The organism is Ferrimonas sp. SCSIO 43195, from assembly GCF_023716685.1.
GTDB classification, from domain to species: domain Bacteria; phylum Pseudomonadota; class Gammaproteobacteria; order Enterobacterales; family Shewanellaceae; genus Ferrimonas; species Ferrimonas kyonanensis.
This window is the reverse complement of the sequence record NZ_CP072679.1, coordinates 1,846,630-1,870,126: the sequence shown is the minus strand read 5'-3', so window position 1 is coordinate 1,870,126 and position 23,497 is coordinate 1,846,630. Positions and strand designations below refer to the sequence as shown.

Sequence of the window (23,497 nt, the reverse complement as noted above, 5' to 3'; positions counted from 1 at the left end):
TGCTTTTGAGAGCATACATGTCTGACTCTAATACCCTTGGTTGGCTGGATCGTCTACTGATCAGCCTCTCTCTTCGTGCAAAGTTCGCTCTGCTGGCGGTGTTCCCACTGCTGGGATTTCTGCTAGTGGCCGGTGCCGTACTCAGCTCGGTTGAAACCGAGTTGGTGCACGCTCATCAGCAGGAGCAACTTCAGCAAGCCGACCATATTGCCAAGGTTCTGACCGCCTTGCCGGTCGATGCCCGGCAACAGGCGCTGTCAAATCTGGGCGATGTCAGGCTAATGGCGCAAAACAGTGACTACACACTGGCACAAGCGGCCCGGTCAGGCAAACCCCTGGTCAACGGCAACCAGGTGCGAACTGCCGCCTTAATTGGCTCCGATCAGATGGTGGTGGTCAATGACAGCTTCAGTGTCAATGAGGAACTGATCCGCATCTTCAAACTGCCACTGATTCTGATAGTCTTCGTGGCGGCCTTTTGTACCACCTGGGCCGTGGTGGTTCGTCGTTTTGTTATCGGTTCCATGGACTTCATGCGCGAAGTGATGGCCAAGGCCTGTGCCAACGATCTGACCGTGAGCCTCGACTTTGCCCCCGGCCGGGATGACTTTCGTCCCCTGGCAAACTCCATCGATGCCCTCATCGCCACCCGCCGCAATGTGGTCAATACCCTGAGGGTGATCTCCGATAACATTAACGCCTCGGCTCATCAGGTGCTGAACCAGAGCCAGACCTCCAACGACATGGCCATTGGCCAACGTGAACACCTGGACAGCCTGGCTTCGGCCATGGAAGAGATGACCGCCACGGTGAAAGAGGTGGCGACCCACGCCGAGCACACCGCCGATGAGACCCGTCAGGCCAATGAGCAGTCTCAGCATGGCCATAAGAACATTCAGGATACCGTGACCGCCATTGAGGCACTGGTCAGTGACGTCCACAACGCTTCCGCCGCCGTCAATCAGGTACACAGCAACGCCGCCAAAATTGATGAGGTCGTCACCACCATCAATGGCATCTCCGAGCAGACCAATCTGCTGGCCCTGAATGCCGCCATTGAAGCGGCTCGAGCCGGAGAGCAGGGTCGCGGCTTTGCGGTGGTTGCCGATGAGGTTCGTACTTTAGCTGCACGCACTCAGGACGCCACAGTCGAGATTCAGAAGATGATCGAAGAGCTGCAAACTGGGACCCAGAGCCTGGAGCAGGTGATGGCCAGCACCGTCACCATGGCCGAGTCCGGCCGCAGTCTCATCAGTAAGACCGGCGAGGATCTACAGAAGATCACCGAACATTCGGACCGGGTTAATAGCATGAGTGCCCAGATCGCCACCGCGGCTGAGCAGCAGACCGCCGTTGCCAACGAGATCGCCGCCAACCTGACTCAGGTTCGCAACCAATCTCATGAAGTGGAGATGGCCGCTCAGGAGTCAACCGCCGGTTGCAATGAGCTCACTCGAACTGCCGATGACCTTAAAGAGCGCCTCTCTGGTCTGCGTACCTAAACATCATCAGTAATTCCAAACCGATATCAGCCTCGTCATCGACGAGGCTGATTCATTTTTGCGATCTTTTTCACCATTGTGGCTAGAGAACAGACCACTGTCCCCCTATCCTTTCCCATATTGATGCTGGTAAACTGGCGCTAAATCAGACAAAGGTATGACCTTTGTACAATGAGAGATCGGTGGTTCCCATCTCCGAGTCTCCTGTTGGCCCCCACTCGACGTAGGAAGATCAGATACGATGCTGAACCCGGCTGCCCTTAGCGCAGATGAAGCAAGCCGCTATCACACGCTCCTGCAAACCCACTCCGGCACCGAAGTGGCGCTGCGTGCCATTCGGCCCGACGATAAATACCAGATGCTGGACATCTACCCCACTTTATCCCCCCGCACTCTGTACATGCGGTTCTTTCGAGTGATCGATGCCCCATCACTGGAAGACATCGCCCGCTACACCACCGTGGACTTCGATCTGCAACTGGCGTTCGTCATTACCCTCGGGCCCGAACAACGCATGGTGGCCGCCGGGCGCCTGATTCGCGCTACCCCTCAATCCAAAGTGGCAGAGCTTTCCTGTCTGGTGGTTGATGATTGCCAGAATCGTGGCATTGGCAGCGTATTGGTGTCTGAGTTATTTAAAACCGGTCATTTGTGGGGCGTAGACCAAGTGATCGCTCTGGTGCACAGTGAAAACCACCCGATGCTCAGGCTACTGAAAAATCAGGGTTACCCCTGCGAGATGTTATACGACGAAGGGGAATTCACCGTCACTCTGGACATCAGTCAAGAGCCCTCCCAGGTCAACAGTGTCAGCTACCAGACCTCCATTGGCGCCATGCATCAGGCGGTATAACCACGCGCCTGCCAACGCTTACCGCGACTGCCACCACACTCACACCGTGTCACCCTGGCAAATGCGAGGGCACGCGGCTTGGGCATTTCCCCGAAGAAAAGACACTGGGTACCCGCGTTCGCGGGCACGACGGAAGGTGGGTTCGAATATTAAGGAAACCGTAAGCGAGATGGCGTCCGCCCTATCCCCCACAACCACCTCACTTCAACGTGTCGCCCTTGCGAACGCGAGGGTCCAGTGACTTTGATTTTAGGTTGACCGCAAAAGCCACTGGATACCTGCCTTCGCGGGTAAGACAGAAGAGGGATTGCCGCCCTTGCGAATGCGAGGGCACGCGGCTTAGGTATTTCCCCTAAGAACAGACACTGGGTACCCGCGTTCGCGGGCACGACGGAAGGTTGTTTGATGCTGTGTGCCAACTGCGCCTCCCTGCGAGCCAAATACCATACCGCTACCACCCCATCCTCGCCGTGTCGCCCTTGCGAACGCGAGGGCCCAGTGGCTTTGGTTTTAGGTTAACCGCAACCACAAAAAAAGAGCGGCAATTGCCGCTCTTGTTAATGTCTCAACCTGGCCGTTACTGGACCATTCCCATCATCTCTCGATACTGGTGTGCCTGGGCGTAATAAGCCTGGCGTTCCTTTTTCGCCATGGAAGAGGCCATGGGAATATCGGCTTTCAGAGCATCCACGGGGCGACCATTGATGTGGAACTCATAGTGCAGGTGAGCACCGGTTACTCGACCGGTGGCACCAGACAGGCCGATACGCTGCCCGCGACTGACCCGCTGGCCCTTGCGAACCTGAATCTTGGACATGTGCAGATAGCGGGTGCGGTATCGACCACCGTGGTCAATCACCACGTAACGGCCTGCATAAGGATGATTTTCCACGCGAGTGACCACCCCATCTCCCGCCGCCAGCAGCGGAGTACCACTGGGCAACGCCCAGTCGGTGCCATTATGCGGTTTTACTCGCCCGGTAACCGGGTGCTTGCGATGGCGATTGAAATGATCACTGATGCGGTATTTGCCATTAAAGGGCCGCGCCAGAAAGGCACGTTGCAGGCTGTTGCCATCGGCATCGTAAAACTGACCATCGGTATGGCGGAACGCATCCACCTCTTTACCTCTGAGCACAAAGCTGACCGCCAGAATCTCATGATTCCCGGTGGCCACGTCATCCACAAACTGGGAACGACGAACCACTCCGAACTGATCGCCAGCTCGCAGATCGCGGCGAAAATTCAACTTGTCCTTAAACAGGTTTTCAATCTCGGCCACATCGTTGGCATTCAGGCCCGCCTGCTGAGCTACTCGAGCAAAACTGCCTTTAACTTCACCATGAACGCCGGTGGAACGCCACTGGCCCTCGAGGCGAATCTCTTCCACCTCGTACTCTCCGGGAGCCACCTGGGTGAAACGCACCTTATGAGCCGGATTAAACACCAGTTCCAGTTTCTGTAGATCGTTATCGGCTTCGTCGAGCCAGAAGTTGAGGCGATCACCGACTTTCAGGGTATCGAGCGCCAGCACCGAGTAATCCGCCTCCAGCAGTTGATACATCTGTTTCTGACTGATGCCAATCAGAGAGAAAATACGGCTAAGATTGTCGCCCTTGGCGATCTCATAACTGAGGGTTTCCGGCAGGGTAACGCTGTCGAGGCTAACCAGCTCCGGAACCGGTTCGGTGGTGAGATCCGGCAGCACGATCTGGCCATGCTGAGACGTTGGCAGCAATGCGTACAGGGCAATACTGAGTGCGCCAGCCATTAGCCACCAAGGCTGAATGGCGCGAAAATCCAAAGCCTGTAACTTCTGTCGCACGGCTCACTCCATAACGATAATTCGTAAAATCTGCAGGACAAATTGCCCCGTCGCCCGGGGAATGTCAAAAAGGATGACCAAAGATCTGACCGGGAACACAGTAAACGGTTCCCATTTCAGGAGAAAAAAAGGATTAAACCGGCTTTCGCAGGATCAAATGGGTGTAGCGGCCCAAATCACGAAACACTGGCTTTTCCGAGTACTCCAGCTCCAGTTCCAGCAAACGGGACAACGACTGCTCCTGACGGCCTTTATCCCGCAGATAATCGTGAATCACCCTGACCCCCACCTGCCGTTCCAGCACCATGCCTGCGTCGGTCAACCACCGAATCACCTGCTGATTATCAAAGCCATGCCGAGGCGCCAACTTAACCTTCTTTTTACCGTGCACCATGGTATGACCCAGGTTATCGAAATTCCCGGCAACCAGGTTATGCATCTCCATGCCTCGATAGTTAAAGAACATCAGCGACAAATAGCCACCCGGCGCCACCTGCTCAAGCAGGCCGATGATGGTCTGCTGAGGCTGTTCCAACCACTCCATCACGGCATGACACAGCACCAATGAATAGGGGCCATTCGATTCGCTTCCCAGGCTCTGAATCGGTCCGTGATAGGTGGTTAGGCGATCGCTGACAGCCAATGCCTTTGCCCGGCTTTGTGCCTGCTGCAGCATCTCGCCGGAAAGATCGCACAGTAACAGCGGGTGACCCCGTTGAGCCAGTTGCAGCGACAACTGGCCTTGACCGCCCCCAGCATCGAGAACCGGGCAGGTGTCGGCCAGGTGTGGCAGGATATGTTGGGTCAACTCCCGCATCACCACCGCTTCTCGGATTTTTCCTTTGCTGCTGTCGTATATGTTTCGAGCAAATTTTGATGCCCGGGTGTCAAAGTTAACGTCTGCCACTGCTGCCTCTCACCGAATCGTTGACCCAAAGGGTGCCAACGCACATTGTCATTATCCTGCGGCAACTGTAAAGCGCCCAAAGGCCCAAGCGCCGCCATCGGGATAAAAACCGATCAACACTCCCGCCGCAACACCCGTAGGGATTCTGTTTGTATATCCATGGTAAATATGGGGTTAAAAATATGAGCTGTCGCATGTTTTTCCGGCAATGGCTTGGCTAAAATTAGCAAACCATAATAAAACTGATTCTCACTACCATGCACAGTCACAGTCTTCATCGCTGGCAACACAGCCACCAGTTTGCCCAGCAGCAGGAAAAGAACGAAAAACGCACCCTGTATGCGGTACTGATTACCGCCGCCATGATGGTGATCGAGATCGTCACCGGTTACCTGACCGGCTCCATGGCGCTACTGGCCGACGGCTGGCACATGGCCACCCACGTGGCGGCGTTTGGATTGACGCTGTTCGCCTACAGCTTCGCCCGTAAAGCCGCTAAAGACGCACGCTATAGCTTTGGCTCCGGCAAAGTGAATATCCTGGCCGGTTTCACCAGCGCGGTCGCCCTGGTACTGGTGGCGGCCATGATGGCCATTGAATCCATCTGGCGCCTGATTGAACCCGTGGCCATCGATTACAACAACGCCCTGATTGTGGCGGTTGTCGGCTTAGTGATTAACGTTGTCTGTGCCTATCTGCTGCACCAAGGAGAGGATCACCATCATGGCCACTCCCACGGACACAGCCACGGTCATTCCCATGGACACGGTCACCATGACCACGATCACGATCACGATCACCAGCACGGTCACTCCCATAGCCATGGACACAGCCACGACCACAACCTGTACGCCGCCTATCTGCACGTCATCGCCGATGCATTGACCTCGCTGACGGCCATCTTTGCCCTGTTGGCCGCACGCTATTTCGACATGCCCGGCCTGGATCCCATCATGGGGGTGGTCGGCGCGATCATCATTACCCGCTGGGGCTGGGGCTTGATAAAAGACACCTATCCGACCCTGCTGGATCGCTGCCCGAATGACGCTCTGGCGGAAAAAATCAGTCACCGCATTGAGGCGGATCGGGATAACCGCATTGCCGATCTGCACTTGTGGAAAGTCAGCGGGCACCACAGCGCCGCCATCATCAGTCTGGTGACCCACCACCCGCAAGATCCTGAGCACTATAAACAGTTACTGAAGGATGTGCCTGAGCTGAGCCACATCACCGTCGAAGTGCATCACTGCCACGACACCCCCTGCCTGGATTAAGCCCGGCCTGTGAACGCAATTTCGCGGCAGCCTGTCAGCCATTGACTGGCTGCCGCCCTACTCTGCAACGTTAAACGCCCTGCGCGGGCCCAGGTTTTCACCTTCGGCCTTGCCTCAGCCTGCCATGGCACCTACAATCCGCGCCAATCATGAAATCTTGGAAATGACTATGCAAAATAGCGTCGTGCTGGTGAAAGGGCGGGAGAAATCTCTGCAACGTCGCCACCCCTGGGTATTCTCCAAAGGGATTAAGAAGGTCAATGGCAACCCCGGCCTGGGAGACACCGTTGAAGTACTGTCCCACGATGGACGCTGGCTGGGTCGCGGCGCCTATTCGCCGCAATCCCAGATTCGAGTGCGACTGTGGAGCTTCGATGCCAATGACAACATCGATGAGTCATTCTTTCGTCGCCGCATTGAGCGTGCCCAGGCCGGGCGCGATGCTTTGCCCCGAGAGCACGAAATCAGCGGCTACCGACTGGTGGCGGCCGAGTCTGACGGCCTGCCCGGCGTCACCATCGATCGCTTTAATGACGTGCTGGTTTGCCAGCTTCTGAGCGCCGGGGCCGATGCCTGGCGGGACACTCTGGTCAAGGTATTGAGTGACCTGTACCCAGAATGTGCCATCTATGAGCGCTCCGATGTGGACGTGCGCAAGAAAGAGGGGCTGGCCCCCACCACCGGCCTGCTCAAGGGCGAACTGCCACCGCAGCCGATGGCGATCAAGGAAAATGGTCTGCAGCTGTTGGTGGACGTCGTTACCGGCCACAAAACCGGCTACTACCTGGATCAACGTGACAACCGTCTCGCCTCCAGTCGTTACGTCAAAGGTCGTAGCGTACTCAACTGCTTCAGTTACAGTGGCGGCTTCGGCACCTATGCCCTGAAAGCCGGTGCCTCGCACGTGGTCAATGCCGACGTTTCCGCTCCGGCTCTGGCTCTGGCCAAACAGAATGCCGAGCTCAATGGTCTGGACCTGTCCAAGGCCGAGTTTGTCGAAGCCGACGTATTCAAGCTGTTGCGAGAGTATCGGGATCAGGGGGTTCAATTTGACGTGATCATTCTGGATCCGCCTAAGTTTGCCGACAGCAAAGCCCAGCTGATGGGGGCCTGCCGGGGCTATAAAGACATCAACATGGTGGCCATGCAGATCCTCAAGCCCGGTGGCACCTTGCTGACTTACTCCTGCTCAGGCCTGATGGAATCCAACCTGTTCCAGAAGATTGTCGCCGATGCCGCCATCGATGCCGGTCGAGATGCGCAAATCATCGAGCGCCTGAGCCAGGCCGGGGACCACCCCATCGGCAGCGCCTTTCCAGAAGGCTTCTACCTGAAAGGACTGGCGGTTCGGGTCTGGTAATCGGAAACTGCACACCAGCAACAGGGGCCAGTTGGCCCCTGTTTTCGTTGTCTCTGGACTGGCAGTAACCTGTCATCCCTGCCCGGCAGAGCGGGCCAATGCCATCGCCCGAGCGGCTTCAACCCGAGGCTTGACCCAGGCTTCATTCAACCACAGCGAACCAAGAATCAACCCGCCTCCGACCATCAACCGGCCCCACTGCAGATTGTGCTGCCACAGCACCAGGTTCACCAGCAGTCCCGCCGGTACCAGCAGGTTATTCATAATGGCCAGTGCTCCGGCATCCACCTGGCATGCCCCCCGGTTCCACAAAAAATACCCGAGGCCGGACGCCACCACTCCCAACCACAGCAAGATACCCCATTGAGTCAGACTCTGTGGCAACCGGTCCGAGTTTCCCAGCATCAGATAAGCCGGCAGGGCCACCAGCAAGGCACCGACATAAAACAACGCGAATACCTGATGCTGAGGCAGCGTCTGCGACTGCTTCTCCATCCACCATTTATAACTGGCCTGGCCGATGGCAAAACAGAGGTTGGCGCCCTGTACCACGGCAAACCCGAGCAGGAAATCGGCATTGACCGAAGCGTATTTGATCACCGCCGCGCCCGCCACGGCAATGGCCGCCGTCAGCAGGTACCAGGGAGAGAAACGGCCATGAAGTAAGTCGTACCACAGGGTAACGTACACCGGCGTCATAACGGTAAACAGCAGCACTTCGGCCACGCTCAGATACTCAAACGAGTGGTAATAGAAGCCGTACATCACCCCCAGTTGGCAAGCACCGATGGCCATCAACACCAAACTCGAGGAGAGAGACAATCGCCGCGGCCGCAACCAGGGCAGCATCACCATCAATGCCAGAGCAATACGAACCAGCACCGAAAACCAGGGGTCGACCCGCCCCGCTAAGAATTCGCCAATCAGACTGAAGGAGAACGCCCACAGCAACGTCACCAGCATCAGGTAGCGCATCACTCCTCTCCGGCCGGGCGACGATCCACGTCCACCAGATGGTGACCGCTAAGCCAGTTTCGCCCCAGCAACAGCTTGTATTTCATTCGACTCCGGTCGCGAAGATTGACCCGCACTTCCCGAGTATGGCCGTTAAATGTCAGCGGCAATTCCACCACATAGCGAGATTCGGTGCCCTGAGCATTGCGTACCCGAATCACATCAACCACCACCGCAGCCAGAGATTGAGTCTGTCCCAGTTCATTACCGCTGGAAAAGCGCACTACCTTGCCGATGTTGTCGGATGCTCGGGAAGAGGAGGAATCGATTCGCACGTTGATGGCGTGCAAAGAGGTGGTGGCTGCACCGGTATCGATGCGGGCCAGATAGCGAACCGACGCCTTACCCAAGGTAAGGTACTCAACCGGTCCTACTACGGATTTTGTCATGCCGTGCCCCTGGCTGGCCACCATCCACACCACCGATGCCAATACTATCGCTTGGATGAATCTGGCCATATTGCTGCTGCGCCTTGAGTCTCTAAAACCGCTATTGTAGCAAGGGTTTGGCTTCGGGGCTTGTGCTAATGAGTAACCTCAGGTGTCGCTCCAGGGCCGACAGTTGTGAAAACTCCTGACGTTGCTGGGGACCTCGCCGGTACAGGCGATACACCTGAACGGTACCAGGCTCACCCGCCAACGTTTCGGCGGTTTCGCCCTTAGGATCCAAGCAAACGGCGTAGGGCAGCTCCCGTAACTTAGGCAACACAAACCAGCTTGCCACCCAACCGGGAATGGCGCTGATGTCCACCAAGTAACGTCCACCAGGATCGTTGAGGGCAGCGGTGGATTCCAGCGCCTTCATGGCCAGATGCGAGCCGGCCTTATCATGGGCAAACAGCAGCCAGGTCACCTCATGGTTCAGGTGACAGGGATGTCCGAACTGATCAGAAAATGCCGCATCCAACTGCTCGATACCGGCCGAGGCTGGCGCAATGAGCACACTCAAGATGACACCGATAAGCAGAGTCTCGCGCAAACTAATCCACTCTGAAACTGGGGAAAGGTTGAGCCTACAAGGGCGAAGCCAGCAACACCAGAACCTCAGACCAATTCGGCGAAGCGGATCCCAATCCCCCTCACTAGTGCCGCTTATGTTGAACCTGTTGGCTGCGATAAACCCCGGTGGCGATGGCCGGCGCCAGAGTCAACGAGTCCAGAGCCAGGCCCAACTTATCGTTATAAAAGGCCAACACCTCGGAAATCACCAGTGTCAGTGACTGTTGCTCCTCCTCAGCCATTCTGACCGCCACCCCCAGATCAAACGCCAGGGCCATATTGCAGTCCCCCAACGCCTGAACCTGCTCCTTAGTCAAAGTCGCCAACAGGCACAACCACATGGTGGCCACCTGTTTGCTTGGCACTTCCATCACCGGAGTCTGGCCGTCCTGAGCCCCCTGCGTCAGTCTGTGCTGATTGTGCATACTCCCTCCCGTCCGCTTATCACGGCTCTCTAATTTCCCTAAGATGACCGAATCACGTTACCCCAGCTACCGAGCATTGAAAAGCCAAATCCCCGCCAGCAACCGCCTTTTTATAAAGACAGTTCACACACTGACGCCCTTAAACCCCGCTTAGCTGGCGTTGTTAACAGGTGGCAGTTACACTGACGTCATTCCTTCCTGCCGAGTTTCACTGATGCTGTTTATCTCTGACATTCATGGCTGCCTGCCTGCGCTGGAACGCGCGCTGGAGTGGGCGCAGCGCAAATCATGCCGTCACCTTATCCTTCTTGGAGACGTTCTCAACCACGGTCCCCGCAACCCGGTACCCGAGGGATACAATCCCCCTGCCGTCGCGGAGCGCCTCAACCAATGGGCCGACCGGATTTTGGCGGTGCGCGGTAACTGCGACTCCGAAGTAGACCAGATGCTGTGTCAGTTTCCTTTGATGGCGGACTACAACAACCTGATGCTGGGTAGCAAACGCGCCTTTGTGACTCATGGTCACCTGTGGAACGACAGCCAACTGCCTCCCCTGGCCGACGGTGACCTGTTCTGTTTTGGCCACAGCCACATTCCTATGGCCCGCTGGCAGGAAAAGCGTTTGATGTTCAATCCCGGCTCCATCACCCTGCCAAAAGGCGGATTCGCCCCCAGCCTGGGTCATTTTGATGGTAAGCTTCTGACAGTCATGGATTTGGACGGCAACGTCATAGAGCAGGCAAGCATCGATGAATTTTGAACAGCTGATCGCCAAACTGCCCGAGTTTGGCCATAACATCACCATCTTCGCCAACCGCCTGGGGCTGGTTCAGGCGCAGCTGGAGGTGGATCACATTGCCCTACGGGTCACCGAAAAGAGCGATGCCGAGCACCTGAAAACTCAGTTCGAAAAACGAGGCACCATTCTGTCGGATAAGGTGATCAACGGTCGCCCGATCTACCTGATTGAGCTGGAGCAACCGCTCAGCGTCGGCCCCTGGCAGGTGAATGTCATCGAACTGCCCTTCCCCGATGGCCGCAAACGCCGTGATGGCTGGGAACACATCGAATTTGTCCTGCCCTGTGGGGCCGAGAACGAACAGCAGCTGATGAAGGCGGTCAAACAACTGCCGGTGATTACCGCCAAATGGCCGGTCATTGAAGACGGCACCCTAGAGATCGAGGTCAAATCCAGCGACTCTAAAGCCGATGACGAGCCGTTGCCTAACCCTTCGGTGTCGTTTAAAAGCAACTACCTCACCATCAAACTGCACCCCTATGACATTCGTCAGGTGATTGGCGCTCAGCCCGCGCCCGCTGCCAACTAAGGCCGATGCGTCTCGATGGCCTTGAGCATTCGGCTCAGGGCCAGCTCCAAGGTCTCTCTCGGGCAGGCAAAATTCAACCGTACAAACCCCGGCGCCCCAAATTCGGTGCCACAAGACAAACCCACCCCATGGTCGGTGAACACCTTAGACGGGGTTTCCCATCCCAGGGCGCGACAATCAATCCAGGCCAGGTAAGTCGCCTGCGGCGCCATCAGGGTCAGTCCCGCCACCGGCGACAATCTCTGTTCCAGTAACTGCCAGTTCTGGCCCAAATACTCAATCAGCGCATCGAGCCAGGGTTGGCACTGACTGAAGGCCGCCTCCATCGCCACCGCTGCCAGCACATTATGAGTGGCACAGCGCCCCTGCAACCACCCCTTCAGACTCTGGCGCAAATCCGGGGATTTGACGATGGCAAAGGCCATGGGCAGGCCAGCCAGATTAAAGCTCTTACCAGCCGATACCAGGGTAATGACCCGATCCTGCTCCTGCGCCAGTGCCGACAGCGAACGATGCCGATGCCCGGGCAGAATCAGATCGCCATGAATCTCATCGCTGATCAGCAGCAGTTGGTAGCGACGAGCTAACCGCAACAGTTGTTGCTGCTCGGCCTCGGTCCAGATGGTGCCGCCGGGGTTGTGGGGGTTGCACAGTATCAACCCTTGCATGCCATCGGCTGCGGCCTGCTCAATCTGCTCTAATGGCAAACGGTACTGACCTGCTTCCATCTTTAATTCAAAGGCCCGGCCACGAATTTTGAGGTTTTCTGCCACCTTACGAATGGGGGGATAGACGGGCGAGAAAAAACCGATGTCTGACAACTGTTGAGATTCCACCGCAAAATTCAGCCCCGGCACCACTGCCGGCAATGTCACCAACTGCGACGGCGTTGCCTCCACCTGCCAGCGGCGGAGTAACCACTGACACACCGCCTGCTTGGTCCCCTGAGACAACACCCCATAGCCAAAAATATCGTGTTTCAGCCTTGCCTGCAGCGCCTGCGTCACCGGCTCGGGAATGGCAAAATCCATGTCGGCCACCCACAGCGGCAGCACATCCCTGCCGGCGTACTTTTGCCACTTCAGGCTGTCACTCTGGCGACGGTCGATGTATTTTTCAAACTCCATCTGCGGCTTCCCCTTGTCCATCCACGACTTTTCTACATTCAGCCCCTATAATGCCGACTATCTTACTCAGTTACAGCTTTCTCTATGACATTGGATATAAAAACCTTCCTGAAAGGACTGGCCATGGGCGCCGCCGATGTAGTGCCCGGCGTATCCGGGGGTACCATCGCGTTCATTACCGGCATCTACGACACGCTGCTGGAAAGCATTCGCCGCATCAACCCCAGCCTGTTTGGTCTCTGGCGTCAGCAAGGCTTTAAGGCAGTATGGAATCACATCAACGGCTCTTTTCTGGTGACTCTGTTGTCCGGCATCGGTATCAGCATCGCGTCACTGGCCAAGGTGATCTCCTATCTGTTGGTGAATCAACCCATCGGCCTGTGGAGTTTTTTCTTCGGCCTGATTCTGATCTCCATTGTCCACATCGGCAAACAAATTGAAGGTTGGTCGCCGCAGTTGCTGCTGTCACTGCTGGTAGGCGCCGGCTTCGCCTACCTGATCTCGGTGGCCAACCCACTGGCGTTGGACCCGACGCCAGTCAATATTCTGATCGGCGGCATGATCGCCATCTGCGCCATGATTCTGCCAGGCATCTCCGGCAGCTTTATTCTGCTGCTGCTGGGGCTGTATGCGCCGGTGCTCGGTGCGGTGAAAAGCGCCGAGCTGACTACCATAGCCATCTTCCTGTGCGGCTGTGTGCTGGGACTGCTGAGCTTCTCTCACCTGTTGTCGTTCCTGCTACGCCGCTTTCACGGTGCCACGCTGGCGTTTCTAACCGGATTATTGATCGGTACTCTGGGCAAAATCTGGCCCTGGAAGCAAACACTGAGCTGGCGGGTAAATTCCAAAGGAGACCAGGTGCCACTGCTGCAGGAAAACCTGTTGCCGGGCCAGTTTGAGTCCATTACCGGCGAGCCCCATCAACTCTATCTGGCGCTGGCCTGCGCCGTCGTAGGCTTTATGGTGGTGCTGGTACTGGAGAAAGTGGGGCAGCGACACCATTAGCCCCCCAAAACCAATCAACATAAAAAAAGCCTGAGCACTGCTCAGGCTTTTTTATTGCGTCGAGATCAGCTGCGATTGCTGATCTTTTCTCGAATGTCATCCACGGTGGCCCCAAGACGAGCCAGAGCCTCTTCATCGGGAACTAGCTCTTCACACGGCGGCATCACTGCCGTGGTGTACTGCTTCATCGGCGCCCGGGCCAGATTTTTCAGGGCAACCCAGTCCATTCTCGGCTCAGTCACCGGCAAAGTGGCCGCCTCATACAAACACACCGGGTGATCTTCCGGGTAGTACTTCAATAGCTTATCCACCAGCACCTGCCGCTGCGACGCGTCCCCTTCAAAGCTGGTGCAACTGGTGTCGCCGGCAACCGCGATCTGCCACAGCACCATGTAACAGTGTGGCGTGGGCGGCACCTGAAACATCGACAGAAACCCGGCCTCAAAATGACTCATACCCCGATTACCGGGATCGATGTTCAAATCGGCGATAAGGCAATCGTCGGCACCGATCCCTGGATGGTTTTGTGCCGGCAGGCCCAGTGCCCGCACCTCGTTCACCGACCACTTGGAGATCGACGCAAACACATTCGGGTGACCGTACAAGGCCAGTACCACCCGCTGCCCGGCGGCCACCGCACTGACCACCTCGTCGGTCATCGCTCGATAGGATTTAGGCCGAGAAGATTGCTCATGGTAATGGCGCTGCAGCGAACGCGCTTTGGGGTTCAGCCCCTCGAGGTATTCCTCTGCCACCGGGTGCGCCACCAAGTAATAGACCTGATCCGCATGGCGAATCTGACTCTCGGTGAACTTACTGGTATGACGGGGAATGCTGATCCCCAGGCCCACCACATCCAAACGTCCCTGTGTCATGCGTAGCTTCCTTTAAAAGTTTGTACCTGATTACCGCCGCCGTCGCGAATCTCATCCAGCACCCGATCGGCCCTCAGGATCATCTCTGCCAGATCCCTCTGACGGTTGTAACCGCACACGCCAACGCTGACGGTAACAGCCTGCCTCAATTCCAGCTCTTCCGGCGGTATCGCTTCTGTCTCCAACCGAATCTGCTCGGCGATGGATTCCGCATTGGGCCGCGATACTCCGGGTAACAGCAGCGCCAACTGGTTACCGCCCAATCTGCCCAGCAGACTGTCGCTGCTGCCATGCCGGTCCACCACCTGGCTGATCCTGGCCAGCACATCGTCACCGACGCCATAGCCGTACTCAAGATTGATGTCCCTGAGACCGTCCACCTTGAGGATCAATACTGAGATGGGCGTGGACGGATCCAGTTTGGCGCACTGTCCGGCGGCGCTTTGCAGCCAGAAGGTGCGGCTCATGCCCCTGGTAATGGCATCGTAATGAGCCAGGTTGCGAAAATGGTCACGACTGCGTCCCATTCGGCGGTTAGTAATGAACATGCCCAGCAAGCCAATTACCACGGCGGCGCTGACGGCAATGACCCCGCGACTGCGATTGCGCTCACTCATTAGCTGCGCTTCCTGAGCCCGCTGCAGGGCCTGCGCTTCCTTGACCTGATTCTCCTGCTGCAATGCGTTCATCTCAATTTTTTGCACCGCAAAGGTGATTGAGTTGAGCTTTTTCAGATACAGCTCTTTCAGTTCAAGAGCCGCGGCATAATACTCCGCCGCCTGTTTAAACTCACCGGCGGCAAAACTGACTTTGGCCCTCAGCACTTCAATTTCGTACGACGATTTATCCTGAGCCAAGTACCTAAGTTCATTCGCGGAATCATCAATGTGCTCTCTGGCTAGAGCCAGATCGCCCTTGCCGAGATAGGCCTTGGCGTACAGCAGGTGCAACGAGTCTCTGGCGTAATCGATATTATTTTCAGTATAGAGTTGTTCAGAGTCCGCCAGGACAGTCAACGCTTCGTCGTATTTTTCAAAGTGGATCTTCACATCGGCGTAATACAGTTTCCACATGATAATCTCGTAATTATTACCATCCGTATGACACCGCTCACGAGATTGTTCTAGTTTCGCCAATACTTCTTTATAACTGCCTTTGAGTTTTAAAATATGCTGATCAACCATGCTTTCCATACAAGTGGATTCAGCCCCTTTCTGGCGATACAATTTCGCCCTTTCCATATAATAAGAGGCACTCTCATAGTCATCGATAAGCGTGTAATGATTGGCAATGGTGGACAACAGATCGAATTTAATCGCATCATCATCGACACGATCAATATATTTTGAGGCATCGAGAAAAAGCCGGATCGACTCGACAAACTCACCTAAGGCGGCAGCATTAATGGCCTGTATCTTGCTGCTGTAGATAAACTCTTTATACAACTTATTTTCCAGCGCACACTGGGCCGCCAGTTGCGCCCGCTCATAGGAGCGCCGATACTGCCCTACCCCTAAATGGCTCACTGCCGCCACCTGCAAGGCCTTACAAAACTCGTTGGGCTTCAGATAATTAAAGCGCTGCAACAACAACTCCGTTTGCTGCAGCGCACTCTTAGGATCTTCTTTTGCCAGATCGAAAAGAAACTCCAACTGCTGGCTTTTATCGTTAACATCATTCTCGGCAGACCATGCCGGCAGGGACAGGCAACAAACTAATACGACAAACCACACATAACGCATTTGCTGATATCCCAGGTTCACAATGTCACGATGTTAAATAAGCGAAGATCACCATCTAGACTCTTTAAAAATGAACGAAAAGCAACAATCCGTTCAGTGAAGAATCATCATCGCCGCTGGCAATCAGCTGTTCAATCTGCTGCTGACCTTCGGCTTCCAATTCAAATTCTTGGTATACCTGCTTCGGATCCACAGAGAAACGCTGGCTCAACTCCGCGTCCAAACCCAACTTGATTAACAACTGTTGTGCTTTGGTAGACATCACACACTCCTTGTGCAATTGAAAAAAGAAAAGATGTCTCCACATCTGGCCCGCTACAGCCTGAGAAATATCCCTATTTCAGGCACTCCTCAGAGCAAATGGCCGTCAGAGGTCGACATCTGGATGCTATCAACAAGCTCAGTGATGCTCAACCACTAAGTTGATTCTGAAATCATTTTTTCTGTTTCTCTGCCATCTTTGGAACCAGCAACTGGGGATCCAACCGCTCACCATACCAGTTGATGCGCCAGTCCAAGTGCGCACCGGTTACTCGCCCGGTGGCGCCCACTTCGGCCACTTCCTGGCCCTGGCTGACCCGGGTTCCCGGCGTCACCAGCAGCTTAGACAGGTGCAAGAATGTGGAGGAGACTCCATAGCCATGGTCGATGATCAGAGTACCGCCGGAATAGAACATGTCCGGCACCGCCAGGGTGATCACCCCGTCGGCGGGCGACACCACCCGAGTACCGGTGGGCGCCGCCACGTCGACGCCAAAATGAGGACGTTTAGGGACGCCGTTGTAGATGCGCTGGCTGCCGTACACGCCGGTAATGGGGCCGGTCAGCGGCCAGATAAACTGCTGCTGCCAGTACAGGGCGTCGGAGTCGGTGGCCCGCGCCTGCCTCACCTGGGCACTGTCTTTACGGGCCCGGGCGATGGCCTCGGGGTCCGGCTCCATGATGTTCTTAGCAATGCCTTCGATGCTCTGAGTCCGGTAACTGCGCTGACTGATCTCTATATCATGGGTGTCAGTGCCGCCGTTTGGGCCAGTCACTTTCAACTTGTGACTCAGGGGCGCGTCACGTCCGAAGCCAATCACCAGATTGCCATCGGCATCCACCCGCACCGCTTTGTCGTTCAACCACACCTGGCTGCCCGGGGCAACTTTAGCCCGAATTAACGAGCCCTGTGTCAACGCCCCCTGCAGCTCGAGAGCAGCAGTTTGTGAAGCAAAAACTGACAAAATAACAACAATCAACCTGAATATCATCGCACTTCCTTATAGGCGAAACCGAGCCCAGTCCGCTATTATAAGCGGCGCCTACACCCTTACAAGAGCATAAACGCCGCCATGAAAACCACATTGATAAAAAATGCGACCCTGCTTAACGAGGGCATTCGCCAGCAAAGTGACCTGCTGATCGATGCAGGACGCATCGCCCGAATCGCTCCCGCCATTGACGCCCCGGCCGGGGCCGACGTCATCGACGCCAGCGGAAAGCTACTCATTCCCGGCATGATCGACGACCAGGTTCATTTCCGTGAGCCGGGACTGACCCAAAAAGGCAGTATGGCCACCGAATCCCGTGCTGCGGTCGCCGGCGGCATCACCAGTTTTATGGAGATGCCCAATGTGAATCCTCAGACCACCAATATCGATGCGCTGGAAGCCAAATACCAACGCGCCGCAGAGGTGTCTGTGGCCAACTACGCGTTTTATCTCGGCGCCACCAACGACAACCTAGAACAGATCAAAAACCTGGATCCCCAGGCCGCCTGTGGCATTAAAATCTTCATGGGGGCGTCGACCGGAAACATGCTGGTGGACAACAAAGACACGCTGGAAGCCATTTTTGCCAACGCGCCGGTGCCGATCGCCACCCATTGCGAAGACACGCCGATGATCGACGCCAACGAGGAAGCGGCCCGGGCCAAGTTTGGTGACGCGGTACCGATGAAACTCCATGGCGAGATTCGCTCCCGCGAAGCCTGCATCAAGTCCTCGCGCATGGCGATTGAATTGGCGAAAAAGCACGGCGCCCGGCTGCATGTACTGCACATCACCACTGCCGAAGAGTTGGCCCTGTTTGAGGCCCATAAGTCTCTGGACAGCCTGAAAGGGGCCAACATCACCGCCGAAGCCTGCGTCCATCACCTGTTCTTCTCCGACGGCGATTACGACACGCTCGGCAGTCAGATCAAATGCAACCCCTCGGTGAAAACCGAACGGGATCGCCAAGCGATTCTGGACGCAGTAAAGCGCGATGTTATCGACATTATCGCCACCGACCACGCCCCCCATACCTGGGAGGAGAAGCAGAACACCTATTTCAAGGCGCCATCTGGTCTGCCTCTGGTACAGCACGCACTGCAGTCGCTGTTCGAACACTATCATGACGGTAACCTGAGCCTGGAAACCATCGTCCAGAAAACCAGTCACGCCGTGGCAGAACGCTTCAACTTGAAGGAGCGTGGCTACCTGCGCGAAGGCTACCATGCCGATCTGGTGTTGGTGGATCTGGATAAGCCCTACACGGTCAACAAAGACAACCTGTTGTACAAGTGCAACTGGAGTCCGTTTGAGGGCCGCACCTTCCGCTCCACCATCGCTTCTACCTGGGTAGGCGGCGTTCGAGTCTTCGATGGCAGTACCGCCACCAGCGAGCCGGTAGGCCAGCGGCTGCAGTTCGACCGTTAACTCCCTGCCGCGATCAAAAAAGCCTGAGCAATGCTCAGGCTTTTTTGTTTTCTCCGGGCCAGTCTACAACCGCAGCTTATCGTTACCATCGGCACTGGCAGAAACCGGGGCCAAACTCTGATGGTGCCACATGCCATTTTCAGGATAAGGCACCAGTTGCGCCTCAGTACCCGCCTGGCTCACCAGCTCCTGAATCGCCTTCCAGGTCTGCTGCCCCTGCTCTGTGAGTCGGTAGTGGTACTCGTACTCAGGCTTGCGGAACATCAGAATGCCCTTCAGTGCCGGTAGATAATCTTTCGAGGCATACTCCATCGGCAAAAACGCTTCCCTATGGTGCCCCTTAGCATCGACATAACTCACCTTGGTCATCACCGGTCCGGCCAAGTGCTTACCAACAGGCACCTTAAAGCAAAGTTCAAACTCGTCGGCCTCCACCGCTGACAGCACCTGCGTCGGCTGCAGGAACTGCTGTTCCGGTGGGGCACACACACAGCCGGCCAGCACGGTGACCAACACCAAAATCCAATATCGCATCAGCCTGCCCCCTAATCGACCAAGTAGTATTCCACGGTGGAAACTACTCTAACTTTTTTCACATGGGGGGTAGTTGAATCTCGGTCACGAATCGAGAAAATGCCCTGCTGAGCCCGTTTTATCTTCCCCAATGCACTGCTGGAGTCCTGAGCAAACCGCTCTGCCACTTCCCGTGCATTGCGGGTGGACTGCTCAATCATTTGGGGTTTCAGTTGGTTAAGCTCGGTAAACAGAAACTCGGTTCGCGCATTGTAATCTTCCGATGCCAGGTTGACCCCTTGCTTAGCCAGGGTAAACAGCTGCTGACGGGCCGTGATCACGGTCGCAACTTTGTTGGTGTATAAGGTGACGGTGGCGGTACCGCTGTAACGAAGCGGCGATTGCTCGGCACCATAAGACTGTGCCAGCTTGTCGGTGACTTCCGGGGTATTAAGGGTGATCTCGCCATCGCCAAAGCCCTGGCGCGCTAAAAACGCCCTCACCTGCTCCGCCTGTCGCTCCAAAGAGTCGTATACCTGAGTCAGGTCGTTATCGGCGACGGAGAAACGAATCGGCCAGATGGCAATGTTGGCGTCCACCTCTTGCTCCGCCAACCCTTTGACCACCACGGTTCGATCCAGCAGCTTAAATTGCTGCATTCCTTGACTCAAAATCAGTGCTGCCAGAGCCATGGCCACGGCCAAACTGAGGCCAAGAATTAAAGACGAGCGGTTAGACATCCTTTTCCTCCCAAAAGAGTTAGTTATATGTTTTATCAGGGTCTAAAGCCGTAGAGGCCACGACAGTTATATCATGGGCGAGCAGTTCATGCCTCCCCTATCCACGGGGCAGTCCCCGTTAAGGGGGATCACCGCCCCCTAATACTCAACAGCGACCACCGCATTAAAAAACAAAAGGCCAGCGATTGCGCTGGCCTTTAGGAGTGTGAGCATCATCAGAAAATCAGGTGTGCCATCAATGCGATCACCGGCAGCGACACCAGGGTACGCAACAGGAAGATAACGAACAGCTCAAACACATTGATTGGAATCCGGCTACCCAACAGCAGTGCACCGACCTCAGACATGTAGATAAGCTGCGTCACCGACATCGCCGCAATCACGAACCGGGTCATCTCATTGTCGATGCCAGCGGCAATCACCGAAGGGATGAACATGTCGGCAAAGCCAACCACCATGGTCTCAGACGCTTCCTGAGCAAAGGGGATCTGCAGCAACTCAAGCAGCGGTACAAAAGGGGCCCCCAACCAGGCAAACAATGGGGTGTATTCGGCAATGATCAGGCCGACGGTACCGATCGCCATAACCACGGGCAAAATACCAAACACCATGTCGACGGCATTTTTCACGCCCTCTTTAGCCACGCTCAGCGGGCTGTCAATTTTATCCACCGTCTCCAGGGCATTGAGATAGCCATAAGACAGGACGCTGTGACCGGCAGGGATCATCTCCGCATCCGCAGGACGCTTGCTGCCATCAATCAGCAGGTCTTTCTTGTTGCGCAGTGGCGGCAGGCGAGGAACCACCACGGCGACCACAAAACCGGCGATACAGATAGTGGCGTAGAAAGGCACAAACAGATGTTCCAGGCTGACCTGGGCAATCACCACCAGGCTGAAACTGATGGAAACCGCAGAGAAGGTCGTGCCGATCACCGCGGCTTCACGCTGGGTATAGCACTTGTCTTCATACTGCTTGCTGGACATCAGAATGCCGACACTGCCATCCCCCAACCAGGAGGCCAGACAATCAATGGCGGAACGGCCAGGCAGGTTGAACACCGGGCGCATGATCTTCGTCAATAGCGTACCGATCAACTCCAACAAACCAAAATGGGTCAGCAACGGCAGCAGCAAGCCGGCGAAGATAAATACCGAGAACAAAGTGGGCAGCAGGTCACCGAACACAAAGGCGCCGGTATCCCCACTGGTGACCATTTCTGGGCCACTGCCGGTCACCACCATGATCACAAAAGCCGCACCCAGCAGGCGAGTCACAAACCACAGCGGCGATACGTTCAACAGACCATTGAGAAAGCTGTTGTTGGTGACAAACGCCGGACGCAGCAGTTTAGTCAGGATGGTCAGCACCCCCATCAGAACCACTACCACGGCCACTACCGACGGCAAAGACTCACCGATAACGGACTTCAGGCCATTAGCCAAAATGGCGATGGGGATGGTCAATCCCTCTCCTGACATGACCGGAGTCATGAACAACAGAACCCCCATCAGGGAGGGCAGCAAAAACAGCAGCAGGTTTCTGCTGGTTTTCAACTGAGCGTCGTTTGTTGCTTGCTTGTGCATGGTTGTGCCTTTCATTCTTATCTTATGCGTCTGCCGGCCCCTGTGAGCCCTGCGCAGCGCCGAAATGCGATTCGTATAACACGAGTTGCTGCGCAGGTTAGCCCAAAGATGAGGGGTTGTAAAATATAAATTCTTCCAATTTGCATAAATATGGCGCCAAAACACCAATTAATATAAATAATGAATAAAAATTCGCTTTACCAGCAAGGTTTTGTAGCGGTTAATTTTTACACCTTATAAACAAAAAGGGCCCTGAGTTATCCTCAGGGCCCCCTCTTTTATGCGATCTCGCTCACGCTTTCAAGCGTCTTTGCAACTGATCCAACAAATTTGGTGGCACCCCTTTGATGGTCAGAGTGTCATTGCGCTGATCCCAGACCACCCGCTCCCCCAGATGATGGGCATCAAAACTCACCGATACCCCGCCGCCGGTGCCAGAGAACTTCTTCAGTTGCCGTAGGGTGCTTTGATCGCCGGGAAACGCCTCTTCCAGGTCATATTCACCGGCAGAAGTAAACTGGTAGAACTCTTCCGCACCATGATCGGCAAACTCATCGGCAATGTCTTTCAACTGCACTTCACCACCGGCGGTAATCTGAGTTTTGCAGTAATCAAACACCGCATCTCGACACTGCTGCTGTTCATCCTTATCCAGATCCGTGGTCGCCACATAGTCTTCCAGTGCCTGCACCAACTGCTTATTCTGAGTTTTGGTGTTGACCCCTTCGACACAGCCCATAAAGTCGAGGAAGAAGTCGGCTACCTTGCGACCCGCCCGGCCTTTGACAAAGGAGATGTATTTTTTCGAGCTTGGATCGGCCTGCCATTCAGTCAGATCGATACGCGCCGCCAGCTGAAGGTTCGACAGATCCAGGTGTTCGCTGCCGTGAACCTCCATCTCCTGAGACACGGAAACGCTCGGCTTAGGCGACATTAGGGCCACAAACAGGTAGTCACACGCCACATGGTTGTAGGCCGCCATCAGCAGGTAGCCCCCCTGAGCAAAATCGTATTTGGCCAACTCTTTCTCAAGTAATTGACTGGCCTGGCCGCTGTATTCCACAAATCCGAGGTTGCCAGTGCGCCATTGAGTCAACGCCTCTTTAAACGCCTCATTGGCCTCGCCATCCCCTTCAGGGACACCAAAATAGCCGAAGCCCTTACCGGCTTTAGCGGTGTAGAGACGATGCAGCTCCGCAAGCAGCTCATCCAGTGCATCTGAGTGATTCAGGGGTTGGGGACGCAAGCGGCAGCGCAGTTGGCCATCGGGTTCCCGCTGCACCGCATGCAATATTGCTTGTTCGATCTTAATCATCTTTTTCCTGGTGTTAGTGGTTAGCGTTCAGATCCGCTATTATACTGCGCCTTTAATTCAACATCACAGGAAAAGCCATGGCTATTCTGTCTAAATACAGCAACGACGACGTAGAAAGCTTGCTGAACGAGCTGATTCTGGTACTGGAAAAGAATGAGACCCCTACGGATCTCGCTCTGATGGTACTGGGAAATGCCGCCACAGACATCATCAACCGCAACATCGCTCCCGGTTCCCGCAAGCGAATTGCCGAGCAGTTCGGTCAGGCCCTGGCCGCCTCGGTCGACAGCCGCGCCGACGCCTGATTCACGGCTTTCGGTTCAGGGTACGCCCTGAACCGACACGGATTCGGCCACTCACACAAAGCCATAATCGCAGCGGCTAGCCGCACTCATTCCTGCCTGTAGAGCAAAAACCGTTTCCAAAC

24 protein-coding genes are annotated in these 23,497 nt (G+C 55.6%); 9 read left to right on the top strand and 15 right to left on the bottom strand.

Annotation, left to right across the window (positions count from 1 at the left end; translation table 11 throughout):
- Window positions 1–17: 17 nt before the first annotated feature.
- Together J8Z22_RS08820 and J8Z22_RS08815 are read left to right on the top strand one after the other, a co-directional pair.
- Window positions 18–1,502, top strand: a complete 1,485-nt coding sequence (locus J8Z22_RS08820; RefSeq protein ID WP_028114706.1) for a methyl-accepting chemotaxis protein — start codon at window positions 18–20, stop codon at window positions 1,500–1,502.
- A gap of 241 nt (window positions 1,503–1,743) precedes the next feature.
- On the top strand, window positions 1,744–2,355 hold the full coding sequence (locus tag J8Z22_RS08815; protein ID WP_028114707.1) for a GNAT family N-acetyltransferase: 612 nt from the start codon (window positions 1,744–1,746) through the stop codon (window positions 2,353–2,355).
- 577 nt (window positions 2,356–2,932) lie between these two features.
- Here the strand turns inward: J8Z22_RS08815 and J8Z22_RS08810 are convergent.
- Together J8Z22_RS08810 and J8Z22_RS08805 are read right to left on the bottom strand one after the other, a co-directional pair.
- Window positions 2,933–4,180, bottom strand: coding sequence for a peptidoglycan DD-metalloendopeptidase family protein (locus J8Z22_RS08810; protein ID WP_245595633.1), 1,248 nt, complete (start codon window positions 4,178–4,180; stop codon window positions 2,933–2,935).
- 133 nt (window positions 4,181–4,313) lie between these two features.
- Complete coding sequence (locus J8Z22_RS08805; protein WP_028114709.1) at window positions 4,314–5,087, bottom strand: methyltransferase domain-containing protein; 774 nt, start codon at window positions 5,085–5,087, stop codon at window positions 4,314–4,316.
- A gap of 257 nt (window positions 5,088–5,344) precedes the next feature.
- Between J8Z22_RS08805 and dmeF the strand changes: the two genes are divergently transcribed.
- Together dmeF and J8Z22_RS08795 are read left to right on the top strand one after the other, a co-directional pair.
- Window positions 5,345–6,361 (top strand): CDF family Co(II)/Ni(II) efflux transporter DmeF, encoded by a 1,017-nt coding sequence (dmeF, locus tag J8Z22_RS08800; RefSeq protein WP_252010118.1) that lies wholly within the window; start codon window positions 5,345–5,347, stop codon window positions 6,359–6,361.
- Between the two features lie 169 nt (window positions 6,362–6,530).
- On the top strand, window positions 6,531–7,721 hold the full coding sequence (locus tag J8Z22_RS08795; protein ID WP_252010117.1) for a class I SAM-dependent methyltransferase: 1,191 nt from the start codon (window positions 6,531–6,533) through the stop codon (window positions 7,719–7,721).
- 72 nt (window positions 7,722–7,793) lie between these two features.
- Here the strand turns inward: J8Z22_RS08795 and J8Z22_RS08790 are convergent, their stop codons facing one another.
- From J8Z22_RS08790 to J8Z22_RS08775, 4 genes are all read right to left on the bottom strand, one after another.
- A complete protein-coding gene (locus J8Z22_RS08790) occupies window positions 7,794–8,696 on the bottom strand; it encodes an EamA family transporter (protein ID WP_252010116.1) in 903 nt (300 codons plus the stop codon).
- On the bottom strand, window positions 8,696–9,193 hold the full coding sequence (locus J8Z22_RS08785) for a RimK/LysX family protein (protein WP_028114713.1): 498 nt from the start codon (window positions 9,191–9,193) through the stop codon (window positions 8,696–8,698). Before J8Z22_RS08785 ends, J8Z22_RS08790 begins: the two co-directional genes overlap by 1 nt.
- 31 nt (window positions 9,194–9,224) lie before the next feature.
- Entirely contained in the window at window positions 9,225–9,713 is a 489-nt protein-coding gene (locus tag J8Z22_RS08780; protein ID WP_252010115.1) for a hypothetical protein, read from the bottom strand.
- Between the two features lie 103 nt (window positions 9,714–9,816).
- A complete protein-coding gene (locus J8Z22_RS08775; protein WP_028114714.1) occupies window positions 9,817–10,158 on the bottom strand; it encodes a hypothetical protein in 342 nt (113 codons plus the stop codon).
- Between the two features lie 214 nt (window positions 10,159–10,372).
- Here J8Z22_RS08775 and yfcE point away from each other — a divergent pair, with 214 nt between their 5' ends.
- Window positions 10,373–10,918 (top strand): phosphodiesterase, encoded by a 546-nt coding sequence (yfcE, locus tag J8Z22_RS08770; RefSeq protein ID WP_252010114.1) that lies wholly within the window; start codon window positions 10,373–10,375, stop codon window positions 10,916–10,918.
- Window positions 10,908–11,486 (top strand): VOC family protein, encoded by a 579-nt coding sequence (locus J8Z22_RS08765; RefSeq protein WP_252010113.1) that lies wholly within the window; start codon window positions 10,908–10,910, stop codon window positions 11,484–11,486. Before yfcE ends, J8Z22_RS08765 begins: the two co-directional genes overlap by 11 nt.
- Here the strand turns inward: J8Z22_RS08765 and J8Z22_RS08760 are convergent.
- Window positions 11,483–12,613, bottom strand: coding sequence for a MalY/PatB family protein (locus J8Z22_RS08760; RefSeq protein ID WP_252010112.1), 1,131 nt, complete (start codon window positions 12,611–12,613; stop codon window positions 11,483–11,485). The two genes, J8Z22_RS08765 and J8Z22_RS08760, sit on opposite strands and share 4 nt — an antisense overlap.
- Window positions 12,614–12,697: 84 nt before the next feature.
- Between J8Z22_RS08760 and J8Z22_RS08755 the strand changes: the two genes are divergently transcribed.
- Entirely contained in the window at window positions 12,698–13,618 is a 921-nt protein-coding gene (locus J8Z22_RS08755) for a DUF368 domain-containing protein (protein ID WP_084144565.1), read from the top strand.
- Between the two features lie 65 nt (window positions 13,619–13,683).
- On the opposite strand, the gene J8Z22_RS08750 is transcribed toward J8Z22_RS08755, so the two are convergent.
- The 4 genes from J8Z22_RS08750 to J8Z22_RS08735 all read right to left on the bottom strand — a co-directional run bounded on the left by J8Z22_RS08750 (window position 13,684) and on the right by J8Z22_RS08735 (window position 17,488).
- Entirely contained in the window at window positions 13,684–14,493 is an 810-nt protein-coding gene (locus J8Z22_RS08750; RefSeq protein ID WP_028114719.1) for an SAM-dependent methyltransferase, read from the bottom strand.
- Window positions 14,490–15,938, bottom strand: coding sequence for a GGDEF domain-containing protein (locus J8Z22_RS08745; protein WP_252010111.1), 1,449 nt, complete (start codon window positions 15,936–15,938; stop codon window positions 14,490–14,492). The genes J8Z22_RS08750 and J8Z22_RS08745 overlap by 4 nt, the downstream gene beginning before the upstream one ends.
- A 361-nt stretch (window positions 15,939–16,299) precedes the next feature.
- Window positions 16,300–16,497: a hypothetical protein gene (locus tag J8Z22_RS08740; protein ID WP_028114721.1), complete on the bottom strand. Its 198-nt coding sequence runs from the start codon at window positions 16,495–16,497 to the stop codon at window positions 16,300–16,302.
- A gap of 172 nt (window positions 16,498–16,669) precedes the next feature.
- Window positions 16,670–17,488 carry a M23 family metallopeptidase gene (locus J8Z22_RS08735; protein ID WP_252010110.1) on the bottom strand — a complete coding sequence of 273 codons (819 nt, stop codon included), beginning with the start codon at window positions 17,486–17,488 and terminating at the stop codon, window positions 16,670–16,672.
- An 81-nt stretch (window positions 17,489–17,569) separates the two neighbouring features.
- Here J8Z22_RS08735 and J8Z22_RS08730 point away from each other — a divergent pair, with 81 nt between their 5' ends.
- Complete coding sequence (locus tag J8Z22_RS08730) at window positions 17,570–18,916, top strand: dihydroorotase (RefSeq protein ID WP_028114723.1); 1,347 nt, start codon at window positions 17,570–17,572, stop codon at window positions 18,914–18,916.
- A gap of 63 nt (window positions 18,917–18,979) precedes the next feature.
- Here the strand turns inward: J8Z22_RS08730 and J8Z22_RS08725 are convergent, their stop codons facing one another.
- The 4 genes from J8Z22_RS08725 to yejK all read right to left on the bottom strand — a co-directional run bounded on the left by J8Z22_RS08725 (window position 18,980) and on the right by yejK (window position 23,070).
- Window positions 18,980–19,450: a hypothetical protein gene (locus J8Z22_RS08725; RefSeq protein ID WP_252010109.1), complete on the bottom strand. Its 471-nt coding sequence runs from the start codon at window positions 19,448–19,450 to the stop codon at window positions 18,980–18,982.
- A gap of 11 nt (window positions 19,451–19,461) precedes the next feature.
- On the bottom strand, window positions 19,462–20,169 hold the full coding sequence (locus J8Z22_RS08720) for an SIMPL domain-containing protein (protein ID WP_028114725.1): 708 nt from the start codon (window positions 20,167–20,169) through the stop codon (window positions 19,462–19,464).
- Window positions 20,170–20,384: 215 nt separating this feature from the next.
- Window positions 20,385–21,755: a YjiH family protein gene (locus J8Z22_RS08715; RefSeq protein WP_252010108.1), complete on the bottom strand. Its 1,371-nt coding sequence runs from the start codon at window positions 21,753–21,755 to the stop codon at window positions 20,385–20,387.
- A 292-nt stretch (window positions 21,756–22,047) separates the two neighbouring features.
- Entirely contained in the window at window positions 22,048–23,070 is a 1,023-nt protein-coding gene (gene yejK / locus J8Z22_RS08710; protein ID WP_028114727.1) for a nucleoid-associated protein YejK, read from the bottom strand.
- A 77-nt stretch (window positions 23,071–23,147) separates the two neighbouring features.
- On the opposite strand from yejK, the gene J8Z22_RS08705 reads away from it, so the two are divergent.
- On the top strand, window positions 23,148–23,375 hold the full coding sequence (locus tag J8Z22_RS08705) for a YejL family protein (protein WP_028114728.1): 228 nt from the start codon (window positions 23,148–23,150) through the stop codon (window positions 23,373–23,375).
- The last annotated feature ends 122 nt before the right edge of the window (window positions 23,376–23,497 follow it).

Bases quoted from the DNA above. Each gene is read 5' to 3' on its own strand.
- J8Z22_RS08820 (WP_028114706.1), top strand. From the start codon at position 18: ATGTCTGACTCTAATACCCTTGGTTGGCTGGATCGTCTACTGATCAGC.
- J8Z22_RS08815 (WP_028114707.1), top strand. From the start codon at position 1,744: ATGCTGAACCCGGCTGCCCTTAGCGCAGATGAAGCAAGCCGCTATCAC.
- dmeF (WP_252010118.1), top strand. From the start codon at position 5,345: ATGCACAGTCACAGTCTTCATCGCTGGCAACACAGCCACCAGTTTGCC.
- J8Z22_RS08795 (WP_252010117.1), top strand. From the start codon at position 6,531: ATGCAAAATAGCGTCGTGCTGGTGAAAGGGCGGGAGAAATCTCTGCAA.
- J8Z22_RS08790 (WP_252010116.1), bottom strand. From the start codon at position 8,696: ATGCGCTACCTGATGCTGGTGACGTTGCTGTGGGCGTTCTCCTTCAGT.
- J8Z22_RS08785 (WP_028114713.1), bottom strand. From the start codon at position 9,193: ATGGCCAGATTCATCCAAGCGATAGTATTGGCATCGGTGGTGTGGATG.
- J8Z22_RS08775 (WP_028114714.1), bottom strand. From the start codon at position 10,158: ATGCACAATCAGCACAGACTGACGCAGGGGGCTCAGGACGGCCAGACT.
- yfcE (WP_252010114.1), top strand. From the start codon at position 10,373: ATGCTGTTTATCTCTGACATTCATGGCTGCCTGCCTGCGCTGGAACGC.
- J8Z22_RS08765 (WP_252010113.1), top strand. From the start codon at position 10,908: ATGAATTTTGAACAGCTGATCGCCAAACTGCCCGAGTTTGGCCATAAC.
- J8Z22_RS08760 (WP_252010112.1), bottom strand. From the start codon at position 12,613: ATGGAGTTTGAAAAATACATCGACCGTCGCCAGAGTGACAGCCTGAAG.
- J8Z22_RS08755 (WP_084144565.1), top strand. From the start codon at position 12,698: ATGACATTGGATATAAAAACCTTCCTGAAAGGACTGGCCATGGGCGCC.
- J8Z22_RS08750 (WP_028114719.1), bottom strand. From the start codon at position 14,493: ATGACACAGGGACGTTTGGATGTGGTGGGCCTGGGGATCAGCATTCCC.
- J8Z22_RS08740 (WP_028114721.1), bottom strand. From the start codon at position 16,497: ATGTCTACCAAAGCACAACAGTTGTTAATCAAGTTGGGTTTGGACGCG.
- J8Z22_RS08735 (WP_252010110.1), bottom strand. From the start codon at position 17,488: ATGATATTCAGGTTGATTGTTGTTATTTTGTCAGTTTTTGCTTCACAA.
- J8Z22_RS08730 (WP_028114723.1), top strand. From the start codon at position 17,570: ATGAAAACCACATTGATAAAAAATGCGACCCTGCTTAACGAGGGCATT.
- J8Z22_RS08725 (WP_252010109.1), bottom strand. From the start codon at position 19,450: ATGCGATATTGGATTTTGGTGTTGGTCACCGTGCTGGCCGGCTGTGTG.
- J8Z22_RS08720 (WP_028114725.1), bottom strand. From the start codon at position 20,169: ATGTCTAACCGCTCGTCTTTAATTCTTGGCCTCAGTTTGGCCGTGGCC.
- J8Z22_RS08715 (WP_252010108.1), bottom strand. From the start codon at position 21,755: ATGCACAAGCAAGCAACAAACGACGCTCAGTTGAAAACCAGCAGAAAC.
- yejK (WP_028114727.1), bottom strand. From the start codon at position 23,070: ATGATTAAGATCGAACAAGCAATATTGCATGCGGTGCAGCGGGAACCC.
- J8Z22_RS08705 (WP_028114728.1), top strand. From the start codon at position 23,148: ATGGCTATTCTGTCTAAATACAGCAACGACGACGTAGAAAGCTTGCTG.